The sequence below is a fragment of the Chryseobacterium glaciei genome (assembly GCF_001648155.1).
GTDB classification, from domain to species: Bacteria; Bacteroidota; Bacteroidia; order Flavobacteriales; family Weeksellaceae; genus Chryseobacterium; species Chryseobacterium glaciei.
On the sequence record NZ_CP015199.1, the window covers coordinates 4,321,003 to 4,340,202 of the forward strand.

Annotated in this window: 24 protein-coding genes; 6 read left to right on the forward strand and 18 right to left on the reverse strand. The window is 32.6% G+C overall.

Going from position 1 to position 19,200, the window contains the following annotated elements; genetic code table 11:
• Positions 1–12 precede the first annotated feature (12 nt).
• The 5 genes from infC to A0O34_RS19525 all read left to right on the forward strand — a co-directional run bounded on the left by infC (position 13) and on the right by A0O34_RS19525 (position 3,972).
• Complete coding sequence (gene infC, locus A0O34_RS19505; RefSeq protein ID WP_175549546.1) at positions 13–513, forward strand: translation initiation factor IF-3; 501 nt, start codon at positions 13–15, stop codon at positions 511–513.
• Between the two features lie 244 nt (positions 514–757).
• Positions 758–955, forward strand: coding sequence for a 50S ribosomal protein L35 (gene rpmI, locus A0O34_RS19510; RefSeq protein ID WP_054508925.1), 198 nt, complete (start codon positions 758–760; stop codon positions 953–955).
• Positions 956–1,071: 116 nt separating this feature from the next.
• On the forward strand, positions 1,072–1,416 hold the full coding sequence (gene rplT, locus A0O34_RS19515; RefSeq protein ID WP_054508924.1) for a 50S ribosomal protein L20: 345 nt from the start codon (positions 1,072–1,074) through the stop codon (positions 1,414–1,416).
• 103 nt (positions 1,417–1,519) lie between these two features.
• Entirely contained in the window at positions 1,520–2,695 is a 1,176-nt protein-coding gene (locus A0O34_RS19520) for a M28 family peptidase (protein WP_066758497.1), read from the forward strand.
• A gap of 104 nt (positions 2,696–2,799) precedes the next feature.
• Positions 2,800–3,972 carry a M28 family peptidase gene (locus tag A0O34_RS19525; RefSeq protein ID WP_066758498.1) on the forward strand — a complete coding sequence of 391 codons (1,173 nt, stop codon included), beginning with the start codon at positions 2,800–2,802 and terminating at the stop codon, positions 3,970–3,972.
• A gap of 48 nt (positions 3,973–4,020) precedes the next feature.
• On the opposite strand, the gene A0O34_RS22465 is transcribed toward A0O34_RS19525, so the two are convergent.
• The 17 genes from A0O34_RS22465 to A0O34_RS19610 all read right to left on the reverse strand — a co-directional run bounded on the left by A0O34_RS22465 (position 4,021) and on the right by A0O34_RS19610 (position 17,858).
• Positions 4,021–4,164: a hypothetical protein gene (locus tag A0O34_RS22465; RefSeq protein WP_157886076.1), complete on the reverse strand. Its 144-nt coding sequence runs from the start codon at positions 4,162–4,164 to the stop codon at positions 4,021–4,023.
• A gap of 96 nt (positions 4,165–4,260) precedes the next feature.
• Positions 4,261–4,848, reverse strand: a complete 588-nt coding sequence (hisIE, locus tag A0O34_RS19530) for a bifunctional phosphoribosyl-AMP cyclohydrolase/phosphoribosyl-ATP diphosphatase HisIE (protein ID WP_066758499.1) — start codon at positions 4,846–4,848, stop codon at positions 4,261–4,263.
• Positions 4,842–5,597: an imidazole glycerol phosphate synthase subunit HisF gene (gene hisF, locus A0O34_RS19535; protein WP_066759855.1), complete on the reverse strand. Its 756-nt coding sequence runs from the start codon at positions 5,595–5,597 to the stop codon at positions 4,842–4,844. Before hisF ends, hisIE begins: the two co-directional genes overlap by 7 nt.
• Entirely contained in the window at positions 5,590–6,312 is a 723-nt protein-coding gene (gene hisA, locus A0O34_RS19540) for a 1-(5-phosphoribosyl)-5-[(5-phosphoribosylamino)methylideneamino]imidazole-4-carboxamide isomerase (protein WP_066758501.1), read from the reverse strand. Before hisA ends, hisF begins: the two co-directional genes overlap by 8 nt.
• Before the next feature lie 2 nt (positions 6,313–6,314).
• Positions 6,315–6,893: an imidazole glycerol phosphate synthase subunit HisH gene (hisH, locus tag A0O34_RS19545; RefSeq protein WP_066759857.1), complete on the reverse strand. Its 579-nt coding sequence runs from the start codon at positions 6,891–6,893 to the stop codon at positions 6,315–6,317.
• A 1-nt stretch (position 6,894) separates the two neighbouring features.
• Positions 6,895–7,989, reverse strand: coding sequence for a bifunctional histidinol-phosphatase/imidazoleglycerol-phosphate dehydratase HisB (gene hisB, locus A0O34_RS19550; protein ID WP_066758503.1), 1,095 nt, complete (start codon positions 7,987–7,989; stop codon positions 6,895–6,897).
• Between the two features lie 45 nt (positions 7,990–8,034).
• Positions 8,035–9,069 (reverse strand): histidinol-phosphate transaminase, encoded by a 1,035-nt coding sequence (hisC, locus tag A0O34_RS19555; protein WP_066758506.1) that lies wholly within the window; start codon positions 9,067–9,069, stop codon positions 8,035–8,037.
• A 3-nt stretch (positions 9,070–9,072) separates the two neighbouring features.
• On the reverse strand, positions 9,073–10,350 hold the full coding sequence (hisD, locus tag A0O34_RS19560) for a histidinol dehydrogenase (protein ID WP_066758510.1): 1,278 nt from the start codon (positions 10,348–10,350) through the stop codon (positions 9,073–9,075).
• Between the two features lies 1 nt (position 10,351).
• Positions 10,352–11,209, reverse strand: a complete 858-nt coding sequence (hisG, locus tag A0O34_RS19565) for an ATP phosphoribosyltransferase (RefSeq protein WP_066758512.1) — start codon at positions 11,207–11,209, stop codon at positions 10,352–10,354.
• A gap of 250 nt (positions 11,210–11,459) precedes the next feature.
• Positions 11,460–12,557 carry a glycosyltransferase family 4 protein gene (locus tag A0O34_RS19575; RefSeq protein WP_066758515.1) on the reverse strand — a complete coding sequence of 366 codons (1,098 nt, stop codon included), beginning with the start codon at positions 12,555–12,557 and terminating at the stop codon, positions 11,460–11,462.
• Positions 12,554–13,330 carry a polysaccharide deacetylase family protein gene (locus A0O34_RS19580; protein WP_066758516.1) on the reverse strand — a complete coding sequence of 259 codons (777 nt, stop codon included), beginning with the start codon at positions 13,328–13,330 and terminating at the stop codon, positions 12,554–12,556. The genes A0O34_RS19575 and A0O34_RS19580 overlap by 4 nt, the downstream gene beginning before the upstream one ends.
• On the reverse strand, positions 13,330–14,262 hold the full coding sequence (locus A0O34_RS19585) for a glycosyltransferase family 2 protein (RefSeq protein WP_066758517.1): 933 nt from the start codon (positions 14,260–14,262) through the stop codon (positions 13,330–13,332). The genes A0O34_RS19580 and A0O34_RS19585 overlap by 1 nt, the downstream gene beginning before the upstream one ends.
• A 7-nt stretch (positions 14,263–14,269) precedes the next feature.
• The gene (locus A0O34_RS19590; protein WP_066758520.1) at positions 14,270–15,439 is read right to left on the reverse strand and encodes a glycosyltransferase family 87 protein; all 1,170 of its coding nucleotides are present in this window, start codon (positions 15,437–15,439) and stop codon (positions 14,270–14,272) included.
• Positions 15,440–15,470: 31 nt separating this feature from the next.
• On the reverse strand, positions 15,471–16,283 hold the full coding sequence (locus tag A0O34_RS19595) for a 2,3,4,5-tetrahydropyridine-2,6-dicarboxylate N-succinyltransferase (protein ID WP_066758522.1): 813 nt from the start codon (positions 16,281–16,283) through the stop codon (positions 15,471–15,473).
• Between the two features lie 167 nt (positions 16,284–16,450).
• Positions 16,451–16,825, reverse strand: coding sequence for a DUF2255 family protein (locus A0O34_RS19600; protein WP_066758526.1), 375 nt, complete (start codon positions 16,823–16,825; stop codon positions 16,451–16,453).
• Between the two features lie 108 nt (positions 16,826–16,933).
• A complete protein-coding gene (locus A0O34_RS19605) occupies positions 16,934–17,260 on the reverse strand; it encodes a LytR/AlgR family response regulator transcription factor (protein WP_066758527.1) in 327 nt (108 codons plus the stop codon).
• Between the two features lie 28 nt (positions 17,261–17,288).
• Positions 17,289–17,858: a C40 family peptidase gene (locus A0O34_RS19610; RefSeq protein ID WP_157886077.1), complete on the reverse strand. Its 570-nt coding sequence runs from the start codon at positions 17,856–17,858 to the stop codon at positions 17,289–17,291.
• Between the two features lie 226 nt (positions 17,859–18,084).
• Between A0O34_RS19610 and A0O34_RS19615 the strand changes: the two genes are divergently transcribed.
• On the forward strand, positions 18,085–18,732 hold the full coding sequence (locus A0O34_RS19615) for a hypothetical protein (protein WP_066758530.1): 648 nt from the start codon (positions 18,085–18,087) through the stop codon (positions 18,730–18,732).
• 80 nt (positions 18,733–18,812) lie between these two features.
• On the opposite strand, the gene A0O34_RS19620 is transcribed toward A0O34_RS19615, so the two are convergent.
• The gene (locus tag A0O34_RS19620) at positions 18,813–19,190 is read right to left on the reverse strand and encodes a hypothetical protein (RefSeq protein WP_066758536.1); all 378 of its coding nucleotides are present in this window, start codon (positions 19,188–19,190) and stop codon (positions 18,813–18,815) included.
• Positions 19,191–19,200 lie beyond the last annotated feature (10 nt).

The following is a 19,200-nucleotide window of genomic DNA, read 5'->3' on the forward strand; positions in this document are numbered from 1 at the left end:
GAGGATTTACACTTGATCAACGATAAAATTCGTGTGAGAGAGCTTCGTTTAGTGGGCGATAACGTAGAGCCGGGAATTTATCCAATTGATAAAGCAAGACAATTTGCTGCAGAGCAGGAATTGGATCTTGTGGTAATTTCTGATAAGGCAGAACCGTTTATTGCAAGAATATTAGAATACAAAAAATTCTTATATGAGCAAAAGAAAAAACAGAAAGAGCTTAAAGCTAAGCAAGTAAAAGTGGTAGTAAAGGAGATTCGTTTCGGACCTCAGACTGACGACCATGATTATGAGTTTAAGAGAAAGCACGCTGAAAAGTTCTTGGAAGAAGGTTCAAAATTGAAAACCTACGTATTTTTTAAAGGACGTTCGATTATCTTTAAAGATCAGGGAGAAATTTTGCTTCTAAAACTTGCTCAGGAATTAGAGCACGTTGGAAAAGTAGATCAGCTACCTAAACTTGAAGGAAAGAGAATGATTATGATGATGAGTCCTAAAAAACCAGCAAAATAATTTTAATAGATTTGATATCTATTCTTTAAAATATAAACCTCAAAGCAATTTGAGGTTTTTTATTTTTATTAGTGTTTAGTTTAAAATTAGACAAGAAACTTTCAACATTCAACTTCCTTCCTATAGCTTTAAAAATTTCTTTCTCGTCTCACTTATTTTTCGTAATTTTGCAAACTATTATTCCTAGATGTCTTTAGGGATAACCAATACAGATATTGATAACAAAACAATAAAAAGCAAAAAAATGCCAAAATTAAAAACGAAATCAGGTGCTAAGAAGCGTTTTAAACTTACCGGAACTGGTAAGATTAAAAGAAAAGGTGCTTTCAAAAGCCACATCTTGACAAAGAAAGAAACTAAGCAAAAGAGAAATCTTACGCAAACTTCTTATGTTGCAAAAGTGGACGAAAAAAGTGTTAAGCGTCAATTAGCAATTCAGTAGTTTTTATAATCCTTATTCGGTTTATAAGAATAACAATTCAATATTTTAACCCTGGAATGGTGCAGATAAGTGTAATGAAACAGTTTACCGCCCTTTTCAAAAAAACAATTTAAATTATGCCTAGATCAGTAAATGCCGTAGCTTCAAGAGCTCGCAGAAAGAAAATTATTAAGCAAGCTAAAGGTTTTTTCGGTAGAAGAAAGAACGTTTGGACTGTAGCTAAAAATGCCGTGGAAAAAGCAATGCAATATGCTTACCGTGGTAGAAAAGAGAAAAAGAGAAATTTCAGATCACTTTGGATCATGCGTATCAACGCAGGAGCTAGAGAGCACGGAATGTCTTACTCTCAGTTTATGGGAGCTCTTAAAAAGAACAACATCGAGCTTAACAGAAAAGTTTTAGCTGACTTAGCTATGAACTATCCTGAAGCTTTCAAAGCTGTTGTAGATCAAGTAAAATAATGTAAAATTTTTTGTTATCAATATAAATCCCGAGTTTTTTGCTCGGGATTTTTTAATTATCTACATTTGCTAAATTATTAAATATTTAAAACTTTATTTAAAAGTGAAAAAATTATCTACTCTTCTACTCCTTTCGTTAGTAACTTGCGGTTTGCAGGCTCAAAGTTTTATTCAGGCTTATCAAAACAGAGCAAACTTGGTTACTCAAACGAATATTACGACAAACTTGCAGGAGTTTGGAAATTTTGGTGTAAAGACTACAGGTTCTGTAGCCAATTCCAATGCGCTTAACTGGATCAAGAATAAGTATCTGTCTTACGGTTACACGGTTAGTCAGATGGAAGAAGATCCTTTTACAGTAGGAAATTTAAGTTCTACAAACCTTATCATAACCAAAATAGGAACAGTTTATCCTAATAAATATGTAATCATTTGTGGGCATTATGATACAATCGTAGGACCTGGAGTAAGTGACAACGGAAGCGGAACTTCTATTATTTTGGAAGCGGCTAGAATTTTAAAAGATGTTCCTACGGAATATTCTGTGAAGTTCATCCATTTTTCAGGAGAAGAACAAGGACTTTATGGAAGTGACCATTACGCGAATAATGTTGTTTTCAAAAATGGGGTTCGTGATTTAGATGTAAGATTAGTTTTCAATATAGATCAGGTTGGAGGTAAATTATCGAGCCCGAGCAATTCAATAAAATGTGAAAGCGATCAGGCTGGTCAGTCTGGAAATAATGCTGCATCATTATCTTTTACACAGCAATTAGCGGCTTGTACTACTCTATATTCACCATTACAAACGGTGATGTCTAATGCTTATTCATCTGATTATATGCCTTTTGAAGAGAACGGAGATATCATTACAGGTTTCTACGAAACTCCACAAAGTCACAATGAACATACGGTAAATGATACTTTTGCCAATGTAGATCCTACTTATGTTTTTAAAGTTGGAAAAGCTGCTGTTGGTGCACTTCAGCATTTTGCGGTTGCTTCAACTACAGTTTTGGGCGTAAATGAAGCTACATCTCAAAGCTCTTTGGAGTCTGTAAAAGTATATCCAAATCCAGCAAAAGATGTTTTAAATGTTGAATTACCGAAAAAGGTGAAAGATTTTAGCCTTGAAATTACAGATGTAAGCGGACGCACCGTATTTTCAGTACAAAATCAAACAAAAATAAATGTTTCAAGCTTAGTTAATGGAACTTATTTATGTACTATAAAGACAGATAATGAGAGCGTTACAAGAAAAGTAATCATAGAAAAGTAAATTGCATTACAATAATATAATTAATTGATCCTGAGTTTTTTGCTCGGGATTTTTTAATTATCTACATTTGCTAAATTATTAAATATTTAAAACTTTATATAAAAGTGAAAAAATTATCTACTTTTCTACTCTTTTCGTTAGCAACTTACGGTTTACAGGCTCAAAGTTTTATTCAGGCTTATCAGGATCGTGCCAATATGGTTACGCAGACTAATATTACAACCAATTTACAGGATTTTTCAAATTTGGGAGTTAAAACTACCGGTTCTGTAGCAAATACAAATGCTTTAAATTGGCTAAAAAACAAGTATGCCTCTTTCGGATATTCTGCTAGCCAAGTTGTAGAGGATCCCTTTACTTTTAGTGGAACAAGTTCAAAAAATTTAGTGATAACTAAAACCGGAACAGTTTATCCTAATAAATATGTAATTATCTGTGGTCATTTCGATAGTATTGTTGGTCCTGGAGTTAACGACAATGGAAGCGGAACTTCAATTATTTTAGAAGCTGCAAGAATTTTGAAGGATGTTCCAACGGAATATTCTATTAAATTTATTCACTTTTCCGGTGAAGAACAAGGATTGAGAGGAAGTCAGCACTATGCGAATACCGTGGCTTATCAGGGAAGTACCCGTGTTTTAGATATAAAATTAGTTTTTAACCTAGATCAGGTTGGCGGAAAAATGGGAAATAACAATGATACCATTTACTGCGACGAAGACATGGGCGGAAATGCAAATAATACAGCTGCAGGTGTTGCTGCAACTCAGGAATTGATAACGCTTACAGGTCTTTATTCTCCTCTTTTAACTGATATTGATGAAGCAGAAGATACAGATTATATCCCTTTTGAAACAAAAGGTGAAGTAATTACGGGCTATTTTGAAAAAATTAGAAGCAATTATCCTCACACAGCAAACGATACTTTTGCCAATACAGATCCGGTCTATATTTACAATGTTGGAAAAGCAACGGTTGGTGCACTTCAACATTTTGCAGTGGCAGCTACAACTATTTTAGGAACTAGAGATGTTCAAGCAAATAAGTTAGAATCTGTAAAAATTTATCCAAATCCTGCAAAAGATGCTCTTCATATAGAGTTACCCAGCAAAGTGAAAGATTTCAGTTTTGAAATCACAGATTTAATTGGTCATACTTTGATAAAAGAAGGAAATAAGACTCAGATTAATACTTCTAGTCTAGTTAATGGAGCTTATATTGGTGTGTTTAAAGCTGATGGGCAGACGGTTGTTAGAAAGGTCTTGATTGAAAGATAATATTGCAAAAAAAAGAGTCAATTTCTATAATTGACTCTTTTACTATTTTTATCCTCCTCTTGTACCGCCTTTTGCTGTTTCATTATCAATAGTTTTTTCTGAATGCTCACCGCCTTTTTGGGAAATGCTTTTCGGGCTTTCTTCTTCCTTTTTTATCGGCTGAGGACTTTCTTTCTTTTCTTTTTCTGACATGGTAATTGTTTTTAATTCAATGTAAAAATAATACTTTATTTATGCTAAAATATTTTTTTATTTTCCTTCCCTATTCTTGAAATACAGCAATAAAAATTAATTATTTCTCGTAATAAGAACTTCTTCAATTTCTTCTAAATCAACATTTTTAGCTTTCAATAAAATCAAAAAGTGATATAACAAGTCAGCCGCTTCATTTTTAAATAAATCATCATTATTATCTTTAGCTTCAATCACCAATTCTACGGCTTCCTCTCCTACTTTTTGAGCCACTTTATTAATACCCCTTTGAAAGAGTGAATAGGTATAGGAAGATCCTACTTTATCATCAATTCTTTGAGAAATCTTAGCTTCCAATTCATATAAAAAGCCTTTTGATTCTTTCTCTCCAAAACAACTGAAACTTCCCGTGTGGCAAACTACATTTTTAGGAATAGCTTTAATTAAAATAGTATCGTTATCACAATCAATTTGAATATTTTCAACCTTTAAAAAATTACCAGACTCCTCACCTTTCGTCCAAAGTCTGTTTTTAGAACGGCTGAAAAAAGTAACAATCCCTTCTTTTTTTGTTTTCTCAAAAGCTTCCTCGTTCATATATCCCAACATCAAAACCTGTAAGTTTCTGTTATCCTGAATAATTACGGGAACCAATCCGCTTGTTTTATTGAAATCTACTACCATCTTACTTCAATTTTTTGATTTTTTAATTCTTTTTTTAAATCCTGAATGCTTACTTCTCCGAAATGAAAAATACTCGCAGCCAACGCACCTGTTGCTTTCGTTTCTTTGAAAACTCTTTGAAAATCTTCTATTTTTCCCGCACCTCCAGAAGCGATCACGGGAATATTGATATTTTCAGAAACTAATTTTGTTATTCTTATGTCAAAACCATTTTTAGTTCCGTCACCGTCCATCGAGGTGAGAAGAATTTCACCCGCACCTAAAGATTCAGCTTCTTTTGCCCAATCTACTGTTTTTAAATTGGTTATTTCTCGTCCGCCTTTTACATGAACCCAATCGGAATTATTTATGAATTTAGTATCGATAGCCACAACAATACACTGACTTCCAAATTCCTTAGCCAAGTCAGAAATCAACTGAAGATTGGTAACGGCGGATGAATTAATGCTAATCTTATCAGCGCCTGCTTCCAATAGTTTTTGTACATCTTGAATGGAAGAAATTCCACCTCCAACCGTGAAAGGGATACTCAGTTCTTTAGAGATATTTTGCACCAATTCAACGAATGTTTTTCTCCTTTCAATCGTAGCCGTAATATCAAGAAAAACCAATTCATCGGCTCCGTTTTCTTCATACCTTTTCGCCAGTTCTATAGGATCTCCGGCATTTCTAAGTCCCTCGAAATTGATTCCTTTTACCGTTGTTCCATCCTTGATATCCAAGCAAGGAATTATTCTTTTTTTAAGCATTTTCAATAAATTTTTCAAGTTCTTGCAAGCCTATTTTTCCTTCATAAATTGCTTTTCCGATAATTGTTCCGGAACATCCAATTTCTTTCAACCTTTGAACATCTTCAATACGTGAAATTCCGCCGCTTGCAATTAATTGAGCTGAAGTTTTATCTAAAATTTCTTTGTAAAGCTCTGTTGATGGACCTTGTAACATTCCGTCTTTTGAAATATCAGTACAAATAACCTGCTGAATTCCTTTTTTCTGATATTGAAGAATAAAATCAATCACATCTTTATCACTGCTTTCCAGCCAGCCTGAAGTTTTTATCTTTCGATTATCGCAATCGGCTCCCAAAATAATTTTATCAGCTCCATATTTTTCAATCAATTCAAAACAAAACTCAGGATCCTGAACGGCAATACTTCCAATCGTAATTTGCTTTGCGCCAGAATTGAAAGCTATTTCGATATCTTCCAATGTTTTCAAACCACCTCCAAAATCAATAGATAAATTGGTTTCTTTTGCAATATTTTCCAGTACTTTTTGATTGACAATATGCTTAGATTTTGCACCGTCTAAATCTACCAAGTGAAGAAATTGGATTCCAAAGCTTTCAAACTCTTTCGCAACTTCTACAGGATTTTCATTGTATATTTTTTTTGTGCTGTAATCGCCTTTTGAAAGACGAACACATTTTCCATCAATAATGTCAATAGCAGGAATAATTTTCATACTTACAATTTTAAAAAGTTGTTTAATAATTCATTTCCAATCTTTCCCGATTTTTCAGGGTGAAATTGTGTCGCAAAGAAATTATCCTTCTGCAAAGACGCACTGAAAGGCAAAATATAATCGCAAACAGAAGTTGTATACTCTGATAATTCACAATAGTAACTGTGAACAAAATACAAGTCATTTTCTTTTTCTATGCTTGAAAATAATTGTGATTTTATCTCTGAAATTGTATTCCAGCCCATGTGGGGAACAATGTCTTTTGCAGGAAATTTCTTTACATTAATATCAAAAATTTCTAATCCATCTGTGTTCCCTTCTTCATTATTTTTACACATCAGTTGCATTCCCAAACAGATACCTAAAACAGGTTGTGTTAAGGTAGGAATTAATAAATCCAGACCTTTTTCTTTTAATAATTTCATCGTAGAAGAGGCTTCTCCAACTCCCGGAAAAATTACTTTATCAGCTTTTTGAATTAACTCAAAATCATCTGTAATTATTGATTCTGTATCTAATCTATTCAATGCATTTTGAACTGAATTAACATTTCCGCCGTTATATTTTATAATTGCAATCATATTAAAGACTTCCTTTTGTTGAGGGTAAATTAAAGTTTTCATCAGTCTGTTTTACAGCCATTTTTATGGCCTTGGCAAAGCCCTTGAAAACAGATTCTATTTTGTGATGTTCATTATCTCCTTCAACTTTAATATTTACATTAGATTTAGAAGAATCAGTGAAAGATTTAAAGAAGTGATAAAACATTTCAGTCGGAACATCGCCAATCTTTTCTCTATTAAAATCAGCTTCCCAAACCAACCAAGGTCTTCCTCCAAAATCTATCGCGACCTGAGCCAGACAATCATCCATCGGAAGCAAAAAACCATATCTTTCAATCCCTTTTTTCTTTCCTAAAGCCTGAAGAATTGCTTCTCCAAAAACAATTCCTGTATCTTCAATCGTGTGATGCTCATCAACCTGCAAATCGCCATCGACTTTGATTTTTAAATCTAAATTTCCATGTTTTGAAATCTGCTCCAACATATGATCAAAAAAATGCAAACCTGTTGAAATCTCAGAATTCCCTTTTCCATCAAGGTTAACTTCAATCTCAATTTGAGTTTCATTCGTCTTTCTTGAAACTTTCGATTTTCTTGGTTTTTGCTTTAAAAATTGATAGATCTCAGACCAATTTTCGGTTGTCAATTCAGCATTTTCATTTTGAATTTTATTAATAAAAATTGCTTTTGAGCCTAAATTTTCAGCCAATTGAATATCTGTAATCCTATCTCCGATCACATAAGAATTTTGTAAACCATAATCCCCATAAATATATTTTCCTAACAGTCCAATTCCTGGTTTTCTTGTAGGTAAATTTTCATACTCAAAGCTTTTATCAATTAGAATATCACTAAAAATTATTCCTTCATTTTCAAATGCTTTTAACATTTTTTCCTGAGGTTTAATAAAATCTTCAAAAGGAAAACTTTCCGTTCCCAGACCATCCTGATTGGTGATCATGACCAATTCATAATCCAACTCTTTGGTTATTTTTGAAAGATTTTGAAATACTCCGGGATAATACTCCAATTTTTCTAACGAATCAACCTGAAAATCTGTTGGAGGTTCAATAATTAATGTTCCGTCTCGGTCTATGAATAATACTTTTTTCATTTTCTTAATTTTTTAACGCTATCAAACCTTATAGGTTTTCAAAACCTATAAGGTTTCAGACTGCTTCAAAGCCTGAATTAATTGAATATTTTCTTCTCTATTTCCAATATTAATTCTGATACAATTAGGAATTTGTGGAGTTCTTTTGCTTGTTAAAATCTCTTTATCCAAAAGGTTTTGATAGACAATTTCGACATTTTCAAATTCAATCAAGAAGAAATTGGCATCTGTTGGAAAGACTTTTGTAATACAACTTATACCTTGAAATTCATTTTTCAACCATTCTCTTTCCTCAAAAATATCATTCAAGTTTTGATTGAATTGATCTTTATTATCAATCACATTTAAAACCAATTCCTGACTTAAAGAATTGACATTATACGGTGCTTTTACGGTATTAATCAACTTAATGATTTCTTCATTGGCATACGCAATTCCCACTCTTGCTCCCGCCATTCCCCACGCTTTTGAAAACGTTTGAAGAACAATAAGATTAGGATATCTTTTAAGAAGCTCAAGGCTCGATTTCTGATCTGAAAACTCAATGTAAGCTTCATCTACCACAACAATTCCGTTAAAATTTTGAATGTAAAACTCAATATCTTCAATACTGTTTCCTGTTGGATTGTTCGGTGAGCATAAAAAGAAAATTTTCGGCTGATTTTCTGTAGTACTTTTTAAAAATTCATCTTTTTTAATTTGAAAATTTTCGTCTAGGTCAAGCTTTAAAACTGCATTTTCATTAATTGTGGCATAAAATCCGTACATCGCAAACGAAGGATTCATCATTAAGATTGAATCTTTTTTAGGTTCACAGAAGATTTTAATAATTAAATCGATCAATTCATCACTTCCATTTCCTACAGCGATTTGATTAGACGGAATATTTTTAAACTGCGATAATTTATTTTTAAGCGCTTTCTGAGTAGAATCTGGATAACGATTAAACTCTCCGAACGGACTTTCATTAGCATCCATTAAAATAGGAGCGTTAAATTCATTATGATCTCTAAAACTGATGTAAGGCTGTAATGCTAAAATGTTCTTTCGAACGAAATTATTTAAGGTAAATTGTTTCATTTTTTATTGATTTAATCGGATGGTAACGGCATTTTTGTGAGCGAATAATCCTTCCGCTTCTGCCATGATTTCTATTGTATTTCCTAAGTTTTGAAGTCCTTCTTTTGACAAGTGCTGGAAAGTAATTTTCTTTACAAAACTGTCTAGAGAAACTCCGCTGTAATTCTTTGCAAAACCGTTCGTTGGAAGGGTGTGATTGGTTCCGCTTGCGTAATCTCCAGCACTTTCACATGAATAATTTCCGAGGAAAACTGATCCAGTATTTTGAATTTGAGGGATATATTTTTCAAAATCATTTAATGCTAAAATAAGGTGTTCCGGAGCATATAAATTGCTGAAATCTATGGCTTCATTAATAGTATTAAGAAGAATAAAATGGCTGTTATTTAAAGATTGTTGAGCAAACTCGTTTCTTGGAAGTTCTTTGATCTGTCTTTCAATTTCTTCAATGGTTTCGTTAAAAACTTTCACATCAGTTGATATAAAAATAACCTGACTATCACTTCCATGTTCGGCCTGTGAGAGCAGATCTGCAGCACAAAATGCGGGAATAGCTTTCTCATCTGCAATCACTAAAACTTCACTCGGCCCTGCAGGCATATCGATGGCAACTCCATAATTTTGAGCATATTCTTTCGCTGCAACCACAAACTGATTTCCAGGTCCGAAAATTTTATAAACGTTCGGAATACTTTTCGTTCCCAATGTCATCGCAGCAATAGCTTGAGCACCGCCTGTTTTGAATATTTTTGAAACGCCACAAAGTTGAGCTGTATACAAAATCGCAGGATTAATGTTTCCATTTTTATCTGGCGGACTGCACAGCACGATCTCTTTACAACCTGCCAACTGAGCCGGAATTGCCAACATCAAAACAGTAGAAAACAAAGGAGCTGTACCTCCCGGAATATAGATTCCTACTTTTTCAATGGCTCTATTTTCTCTCCAACAAACTACTCCTTTTGTTGTTTCAATTTTTTCAATTTTAGACTGCTGTGAAGCGTGAAATTTTGTGATATTTTCTTTTGCCTGTTGAATTGCTTGCTTCAATTCTTTGCTAATCAAACTGTCCGCATTCTGAATTTCTTCTGGTGAAACCGTAATATTTTCAACATTTGCAGAGTCAAATTTTTTATTGAATTCGATTAAAGCTTTATCACCGTTCTTTTCGACTTCTGAGAAAATTTCTATGATCGTTTTTGAAATTTGTTCTCTTTTAAAAGCTGGTCGTGTTATGAGTTCCTGCCAATTTTCTTGGTTGGGATATTTGTAAATCTTCATATTAAATCACCATTTTATCAATTGGAATAATTAAAATATCCTGAGCTCCGTTTTCTTTTAATTTATCAATAACATCCCAAAAACGATCTTCGTTGATCACAGAATGAATACTGCTCCAACCCTCTTCTGCTAAAGGAATAACAGTCGGACTTTTAAGCACAGGAAGTATTTTAGAAACATCTGAAATCTTTGTATTGGGAACATTCATCAGAATATATTTTGAATTTTTAGCTTTTAAAACAGACTGAATTCTGAATAAGAATTTTTTAAGAATGAGTTCTTTTTCCTGATTGAGATTCGGCGTTTTAGCCAACACCGCTTCTGATTTCAATAAGGTAACCGTTTCTCTTAATCCGTTCTTAAATAAGGTACTTCCAGAGCTCACAATATCACAAATTCCATCTGCCAGACCAATATTTGGAGCAATTTCTACAGAGCCGGAAATAACGTGGATATCTGCTGAAACACTATTTTCTAATAAGAATTTTTTAAGGGTGTTGGGATAAGAAGTCGCGATTTTTTTATTCTGAAAATAGCTCAAATCGTTCGTTTCAATCTCTTTAGGAACAGCGAGTGAGACACGGCATTTTGAAAATCCGAGCTCTTGAATAATATTAATCTTTTTTTGTTTTTCTACTAAAAGATTTTCACCGACAATGGCAATATCAACCACGCCATCTTCCAGATATTGAGGGATATCGGAGTTTCGCAGGTACATAATCTCCATAGGAAAGTTTTCTACCGAAACTTTGAGTTGGTCTTTTCCGTTGTTGACGAAAATCCCGCAGTCTTTAAGGAGTTGTAACGAATCTTCGTAAAGCCGACCGCTTTTTTGGATTGCAATTTTTAATTTACTCATTTTTTCTACATTGAGTCTGAGCAAATAAAAACTGATTATTGAAAAGAAATTTCCTGGAAAATTTAGAAACAAAAAAACCGTCTATTACTCAGACGGTTTTAAATATTTTTGATTTTAACACATGTTTATATCAATCAATTCCGTCTAACAGAGATGATGATGATAATGATGTAATGTTAAAAAATTGGGTTTCATTGTTGAAATTTTGTGGTACAAATGTAGAACTTATTTTTAAACTTCAAAGGTTTTTCTAAAGAATTTTTTTGTAAAGATTCATTAATTCGTTGGCAATTGGCTCGTCATTAAACTTTTGAACAAACTCAAAACCCTTATCAGCACGGCGTTTTCTCTCGGATTCGTTATCCCATAAAAATTTTATTTTTGATTGAATATCTAAATGATTTTTAGGATCGATGTAAACTGAGTCTGGTCCGCCCGCTTCCGGAAGACAACTCGTATTGCTGGTAATTGTTACCGTTTTTGAAAAAAGTGCTTCTATGACAGGGATTCCGAAGCCTTCAAAGAAACTTGGATAGACAAAAACATCGGCTAATTTGTAGATGACAGCAAGCTCATCCATAGAAACTCCTTCAAGGAAATGAACTTGTTTTTCCATTTTGTTTTTCTTGATGTACTGCTCTATTTTGCTAAAATATTTTGTTTTTTTACCGACAACAACTAATGGTATTTCTGTTTTATCAATTGCTTTTACAATATTCAATAAATTTTTACGCTCTTCAATCGTTCCGACATTTAAAATAAATCTTTCTGGAAGATTGAATTTTTCTTTCGTTTTTTGAATAAATTCTTCTGATTGATTTTCTTTAAAAGCATGATGACATCCTTGATAAATGACTTCAATTTTACCTTCAGGAACCTTTAAATATTGGATGATGTCTCTTTTCGTTTGTTCAGAAATCGCAATGATTTTATCGGCAGTTTGAGCTGCTTTTTTAAACTTCCACAAGTGAATTTTTCGATCAAAAAAAGAATAATATTGAGGATAGCGAACGAAAATCAAATCGTGAATTGTAACCACTTTTTTGATTGGCTTATTGTCCCATTTTAAAGGTAATTCGCCCGACAAACCATGGAAAATATCTGCATTTTGTTTCTGTGCATCTTTTCCCATTTTGAGTTGGCGAGACATTGTTCCTTTTGATGTTTCAACAAACTGAACATTAGCATTTTCAAGAATAGCAGAGCCTCTTTCAGACTTATTTTTATTGAGTAAAATGTATTCGTTTTCAGGAAAATATTGAGCAAGAATTTTCACTAGATCTCTTGAATAATTTCCTAATCCTGAGGTGTTGTGAAAGAAACGTTTGGCATCGAAAGCTATTTTCATGATTCTATTTGTTTTTGAAATTCCTGAAATGTTCCGAATGAATAATTTTTACTTTTTAGCCAAGAAACAAATTCATCAAACCTTTTCACCATATCTTTTCCTGAATTTTTTACCGTAAAACCAGGGAGTTTAAACGCTTCATCTTTGATTTCTGCAAATTCCCATGGGTGGAAATACACATTCAGATAATTATCTTTCTTCAATGTATCCGAAGCTAGTTTTTTATAAAATGACAACGGGAAATTATGAAAGCTCAGCCAAAACAAAGGAATTCTAAAGTTAGGCGAAACCGAAGCCGGAATCTGTGTAACATTTCCTTCTTTAAAATACGTTCTTGAAACTTTTAAGTTATTATATCTTCCCGGAAGAAAAGTAGGATTCACAGATGAATTGTAAGAATATCCAGCTTTTTCAACTTCTTTTTCGTCAACGGGCATCATTCTTGGCATTCTTAATCCTGTCACTTTTGTAGAAAATAATTCTTCTAATTTCTCTCTGGATTCTTTTAAATGTTTTTCTTTAAACTCAGAATGAAACCAAGTGTGAGAAGCCAGTTCGTGACCTTCTCTCAATAACCTTTCGATAAGATGCTTACTATTTTCTGCAAAAACCACGGTTGAAAAAAAGGTAGCTTTTGCGTTATATTTTTTAAGAATATCAAGTATTCTTTCCAGTCCGTTTTGTGAGATCGAGATCTGCTTTTCAAAGGATATTTCACCTTTATATTCGAATGGCATATCAAATTCTTCAATGTCAAAACTTAATAAAACCATTATTGAAAATTTTTATTTTTTATAATATAATTAGGTCTTTCTTTCACTTGTTTAAAGATCTTACCTAAATAAATTCCTATAATTCCTAAGATAATTAATTGTAATCCACCAAAGAAAACGATAGTCATAATTAAAGATGCCCAACCTGAAATTTCTGTTTCAACTACAAAAGCATAAATAACATATAAAATATACCCTATTACAGAAACTCCTGAGAATAAAAATCCTAAATAAGCTGCAATTGACAAAGGTTTTACACTAAAAGCTGTGATTCCTGTAAAAGCAAAAGTGATCATTTTTTTCAGATTATAACTGCTTTCTCCAGACAATCTTTCGCAGGCTGTAAAGTCGATTCCTGTTTGTTTGAAACCCATCCAGCTGGTTAATCCTCTTAAAAACAGATCGTCTTCATTCAGACCTCTCATCACCTCTACCGCATTGGCATCCATTAATCTAAAATCTGATCCACCGCCTTTTGTGAGATTAACATCGGAAAGACTGGATAATATTTTATAGAAAAAGTCGGAAGTTTTTCTCTTAAAAAAAGAAATTTCCTTTGGATATGTTCGTATGGTAAAAACAATATCGTTGCCTTCTTCCCATTTTTTGATCATTTCAGGAATGAGTTCCGGCGGATGTTGGAGATCGCCGTCCATTGATATGACAGCGTTTCCGTGAGCATTGTCCATTCCTGCTTTTACGGCAGGCTGATGTCCGAAGTTTCTTGAAAACTCAATGAATTTCACTTCATCAAACTGTCGGGAAAGTTCTTCTAATTTTTGCTGCGTATTGTCTCTGCTGCCGTCATTTACAAATATAATTTCAAAATCATAATTGCTCAATCCTTCAAAAACTTTTTTAATTTTCTGATGGATCATGGCAACGTTTCCTTCTTCGTTGTAGGCGGGAATTACGATGGAAATTTTTTTCATATTTATCTTAATTCAAGCTGTAATTTTTTTCAAAATCTTTAGTTAAAAGTTCATATACAACCCTCAACCAAACTACAATGCAAGGTACAGCTTTTAAAGAATATTTGATTATATAATCATTTTTTACACTTTTCGGGAATAAATCTGAACTTGAAAAGCAAGTGAAAATAATAACAAAAACCAATAATCCTACGGTAAAAGGTGTTCTTTCTTTTTGAAGAAAAAACCAAAGCATTACCCCCGTTACGGCTATAATATAGGTAGGAGACTCAGAACTTGAACTGAACAATACTAAAAACAGTAATGTTGAAGCCAAAATCATGAGTTGAAAAGCATAATTTTTATATTGTTTAATTCTGATATAAGGTGCAGCAAATAAAGGTAATCCTACGGCTAAAAATACCAGATTAGAAATAGAAGCATCTCCTAAAATTCTTCTGAAAAATCCCATCAATGATATATCCTGCATGTTTCCTAATACCTGATTCTCACTGTTTTTTTCAACAATTGAATGGAACCAATCTGCATAACTTTGAATCACAAACTGCGGACTGGAATATGCCATCGGAAGCACAAAAAATACTACTGCAATCGCTAATCCTGAAAGAATAAATTTAATTTTATTTTTAATAAAGAAAAATTGTGTCAATCCTACAATTCCATAGATTTTAACGAAAATTCCGATTAAAATTGCTATTACAGATTTTACCTCTTTTCTTTCATAAATATAGGTTGCTGATAACAATAAAAGCCCTGTTAAAGCCACATTGAACTGCAAACTTAACGCTGCTGTAATATATTCCTGCAAACAAAGTAATGCAAAAATTGCCTTTTTAGAATCTGAAAATGGTAATTTATAGATCGCATAAACGAAAATAAAAGTATTGGCCAAATTCCAGAGAGAAATTCCGAGCCAATCGGGCATCATGGCAAAAGGAGCAATTAGGGCACTGAAAAATATTCCGTAATGATTTAAATCAAAATAAAGATCAGGGTAATGGATAAATAAGTTTTTCTGATGAATAGTATTAAAAAATACATTTTTAAAGATCAGATAATTATTGATCGCATAATCTCCCCTGAAATATTTGGAAATCGCAGTAACAACCGATATAATAAGATAAACCCCAAATATATATTTAGGGTTTAGCAATATTTTAAGAAATTTTTCTTTCAAAATTGGGTGGTATTAGTGTAAAGAATTAATCTTAAACCGCTACATTATTTTCTCTCAATGCATCATTAAGAGACGTTTTTTTATCTGTAGATTCTTTTCTCTGACCAATGATCAAAGCACAAGGAACCTGATATTCTCCAGCCGGATATTGTCTTGTATAACTTCCAGGAATAACCACTGAACGAGCAGGAACTCTCCCCTTGATTTCGATAGGCTCAGGACCTGTTACGTCGATAATTTTAGTAGATGCAGTAAGAACAACATTTGCGCCTAAAACAGCTTCTTTTTCTACGTGAACACCTTCTACAACGATACATCTTGATCCAATGAAACAATCATCTTCAATAATAACCGGAGCTGCTTGAAGAGGCTCTAAAACACCACCGATACCTACACCACCACTCAGGTGAACGTTTTTACCGATCTGTGCACAGCTTCCTACCGTAGCCCAAGTATCAACCATTGTTCCTGAGTCTACATAAGCGCCAATATTTACATAAGACGGCATCAAAATAACTCCTGAAGCAATGAAAGAACCTTCTCTCGCGATCGCATGAGGTACAACTCTCACTCCTTTTGCAGCATAATTTCTCTTCAAAGGAATTTTGTCATGAAATTCAAACGGACCTACCTCGATAGTCTCCATTGTTTGAATAGGGAAATACATTACAACAGCTTTTTTTACCCATTCATTTACCTGCCATCCGTTTTCTGTAGGTTCAGCAACACGAAGCTCTCCAGAATCTAATAAAGAAACAACCTCTCTTATTGCCTTTTTGCTATCTTCATTTTGTAGTAAATCTCTATTATCCCAAATGTTTTCAATTGTTTGTTGTAACGACATATTTCAGTTTTAAATTAATTTTCTCAATACACAACGTGCCTTATCTTTCCGCTGTTTGAAGCGATAAAAATACGAAAGTTTGTTATAGTATACAAATTGAATTCTATGGGAAAGGGTTGGAATTTATGATTAAATAGACTTAATATACAAGGTTTGGAAACGGTAAATTATAACTCGTCAATAATGAATTCCATTGTTTTTTCGATATGCTTTGTTTGGATTATTCCTTCTGCGTATTCAATATTGTGACCCGAATTGTATTTTGTAAGATATTCGTTATTAATAGCTTCTGTAATTTGATCATTATTTATAGGAACAATGGCCTTTATGTTAAAAATAAACTCACCACATTGTATTTGACCTTTTGAATCTTGAAGAAAACTATTGTACCAGCTTTTTTCAGCAAGTCCCCAAGATCTGGCAAAAACCCTATCGTTAACCACAACCATCCAAATTTCTAAAAAAGTGGAACGATTTGCACCTGCTTTTATTCCTATAAGATTATAAGTTTTGATGTAGTCTAATGCAATATTTTTATTCATTTTGTTTTAATTTTTGACAAAACTAAAGTGAATATGAATATTAGAAAATATTATTATTTGGTCTGCAGGAAATATTATTTAGTTAGGCCTTTTTCTAATGTAGATGAATTATAGCATCATTTTGAGAAAAGCATTCATTAAACATTCGCGGTAACTTTTTGCTACTGTAATTTTTAAATCTTTGCATGTGATGTGATTATCTTCGAAATAATCAATATTTGTCAGATTGACGATATAGGAATTATGAACCCGCATAAATTCGTCAGGAAGACTTTCAATTAAGTCTTTAAGTGATTTATAATAAATGAATTTTTTATCAGAAGTTGTATAAATTTCGACATAGTTTCCCAATCCTTTTATGACTGTGATGTCATCAAAGAAAAGTTTAACCAACTTTTTATCAGTTTTAATGAAAGCAAAAGTTTTATTTATCATCGGCTATTTACTTATCAAATAAACTTTTTTATAAAACTCTTTGGGCGTGTAGATAGGCTTTATTCCAGTATTTCTCGTTCAATGAAGAAATAATTACTCCTTTTGATGTCGATGCGTGGATAAATTTCACTTCGCCATCCGTATTAATATCATGAACAATTCCTACATGAGAAACTCTGCTTCCTCCGGCTGTTGCGAAAAACAAAAGATCTCCAGGTTTTACTTCAGTGATATCGATTTTTTGACCTGCTTCCGCCTGATCGGTTGACCTGCGTGGAAGACTGAAATCATTTTCCTCAAACACTTTAACTGTAAATCCGGAACAATCGAATCCAGAAGAAGTATTTCCTCCAAATTTATAAGGTGTTCCGATATATTTTTCAGCATCTTTTAGAACGTTGTTTATAGATTTTGGAACTTTTCCGTCGAATTTTGAATCTAGCTTTCTGAGATTTTCAGATTTAACAATAGTTTTATTTGTATTTTTTTTAGTTGCAACACTTTTTGAGCTTCCGCAAGAAATAATAAGTGAGGATGTAATCAGCAAAACAGATAACTGCTTTATTCTAAAGTTATTTTCAAATATTCCCATTTTCATATTCATCTGATTTTTAACATTGTAACTAATTATTTACAAATATACATTTTATATTTAAATTATAATTAAACTATACTAGAACTATATACTAAATATATGTTAAAATTTTATATTCAATTAATTATCATTATATTTGAGTTTTAAACACAAAATGCACAAATGTTTTTTCACTAATTACACGAATCTCTTTTGTGACATTTATAAACATTCGTTTTATCAATGAATTATGGCGACATATGAAAGTTTAATTAAAATTAATGGCGCAGTTGGCGACCTCGTTTTTTATACTTTGAATGGCAAAAATGTTGTTCGAAAGAAAAGTGGGTTCAATAAAACGGCTTTTAAGAAAAGTCCTACCTATGAAAAAGTTCGACAAAACAGCTCTGAATTTGGTCACTGTTCTAAAGTTGGGAAAATTATCAGACAAGCTTTAGATCAATATATTAAACAAGCGGAAGAACCTCTACTCTATCAAAAGTTTGCTAAATTAATGACTGAAATCAAAGATTTGGACAATGTTTCAGAAAGAGGAAAAAGAACAGTCGAAAATGGAATTATAACTGAAAAAGGGAAACTTCTTCTGCGTAAATTTCAATTCGGAAATAAAAATAATTTTGACGGTGAAAATTCTGTTTCTTTAGATTTATTAAATGAAAAATTATATTTAAACAATACATTTTCAGCGGATGAAACAGTTTTAATTAGTCTAAAAATTGATTTCGGAAATTATTTAACGGAACATTTTGAAGAGAAAATTTTAGTTGAAGAAAAAGAAAAAATATCTTTTACCAAACAATTTTCTAATGATGATTTAATTCTTTATTTTATTGTTTTAAAGAAGAACGATGAAATTTTCAATATGGGATTTGTGTAATAATATCAGGGAAATTCGAGAATTTTAAACAAAAAAAAGACTACCCAAACGGATAGTCTTTTATATATTTTAATATTATTTTACTGCTTGTTTTTCGCGCCAGTCCAAGTTCCGGCTCTTGTAGGTGTAGGAACTGAATTTGTCCAGCCTCCGGTACCTTTTTTATCTTCTCTTGTTAAAGTCCCATGAAAATCACCGTCTGAAGGTGTACCAATTACTCCTGTTAGATCCCCTGTGTCAGTTACATTTCCTGTAATCACATAATTTTCGTCTTTTACAGTAGAATGCATAGTGCCTGTTAACTTCCCGTCACTTGCAACAACGAAATTAAAATCACCTTTGTCACTTCCTTCATATGTTCCGGACCATGTTCCGATAAAATCGTAAATAGTATCATCATCAGAACTACATCCGATAAATATAAAAGCCGTTAATAAGAGTAAAAAAAGTTTCTTCATAGTTTTTATA

Bases quoted from the DNA above. Each gene is read 5' to 3' on its own strand.
- hisG (WP_066758512.1), bottom strand. From the start codon at position 11,209: ATGAGTAAATTAAAAATTGCAATCCAAAAAAGCGGTCGGCTTTACGAA.
- hisH (WP_066759857.1), bottom strand. From the start codon at position 6,893: ATGATTGCAATTATAAAATATAACGGCGGAAATGTTAATTCAGTTCAA.
- A0O34_RS22465 (WP_157886076.1), bottom strand. From the start codon at position 4,164: ATGTCAGAAAAAGAAAAGAAAGAAAGTCCTCAGCCGATAAAAAAGGAA.
- A0O34_RS19615 (WP_066758530.1), top strand. From the start codon at position 18,085: ATGGCGACATATGAAAGTTTAATTAAAATTAATGGCGCAGTTGGCGAC.
- A0O34_RS19585 (WP_066758517.1), bottom strand. From the start codon at position 14,262: ATGAAAAAAATTTCCATCGTAATTCCCGCCTACAACGAAGAAGGAAAC.
- hisD (WP_066758510.1), bottom strand. From the start codon at position 10,350: ATGAAGATTTACAAATATCCCAACCAAGAAAATTGGCAGGAACTCATA.
- A0O34_RS19575 (WP_066758515.1), bottom strand. From the start codon at position 12,557: ATGAAAATAGCTTTCGATGCCAAACGTTTCTTTCACAACACCTCAGGA.
- hisA (WP_066758501.1), bottom strand. From the start codon at position 6,312: ATGAAAATTATTCCTGCTATTGACATTATTGATGGAAAATGTGTTCGT.
- A0O34_RS19610 (WP_157886077.1), bottom strand. From the start codon at position 17,858: ATGAAAATGGGAATATTTGAAAATAACTTTAGAATAAAGCAGTTATCT.
- A0O34_RS19605 (WP_066758527.1), bottom strand. From the start codon at position 17,260: ATGATAAATAAAACTTTTGCTTTCATTAAAACTGATAAAAAGTTGGTT.
- rpmI (WP_054508925.1), top strand. From the start codon at position 758: ATGCCAAAATTAAAAACGAAATCAGGTGCTAAGAAGCGTTTTAAACTT.
- hisB (WP_066758503.1), bottom strand. From the start codon at position 7,989: ATGAAAAAAGTATTATTCATAGACCGAGACGGAACATTAATTATTGAA.
- A0O34_RS19620 (WP_066758536.1), bottom strand. From the start codon at position 19,190: ATGAAGAAACTTTTTTTACTCTTATTAACGGCTTTTATATTTATCGGA.
- hisF (WP_066759855.1), bottom strand. From the start codon at position 5,597: ATGCTTAAAAAAAGAATAATTCCTTGCTTGGATATCAAGGATGGAACA.
- hisC (WP_066758506.1), bottom strand. From the start codon at position 9,069: ATGAAACAATTTACCTTAAATAATTTCGTTCGAAAGAACATTTTAGCA.
- A0O34_RS19580 (WP_066758516.1), bottom strand. From the start codon at position 13,330: ATGGTTTTATTAAGTTTTGACATTGAAGAATTTGATATGCCATTCGAA.
- A0O34_RS19600 (WP_066758526.1), bottom strand. From the start codon at position 16,825: ATGAATAAAAATATTGCATTAGACTACATCAAAACTTATAATCTTATA.
- A0O34_RS19595 (WP_066758522.1), bottom strand. From the start codon at position 16,283: ATGTCGTTACAACAAACAATTGAAAACATTTGGGATAATAGAGATTTA.
- hisIE (WP_066758499.1), bottom strand. From the start codon at position 4,848: ATGGTAGTAGATTTCAATAAAACAAGCGGATTGGTTCCCGTAATTATT.
- rplT (WP_054508924.1), top strand. From the start codon at position 1,072: ATGCCTAGATCAGTAAATGCCGTAGCTTCAAGAGCTCGCAGAAAGAAA.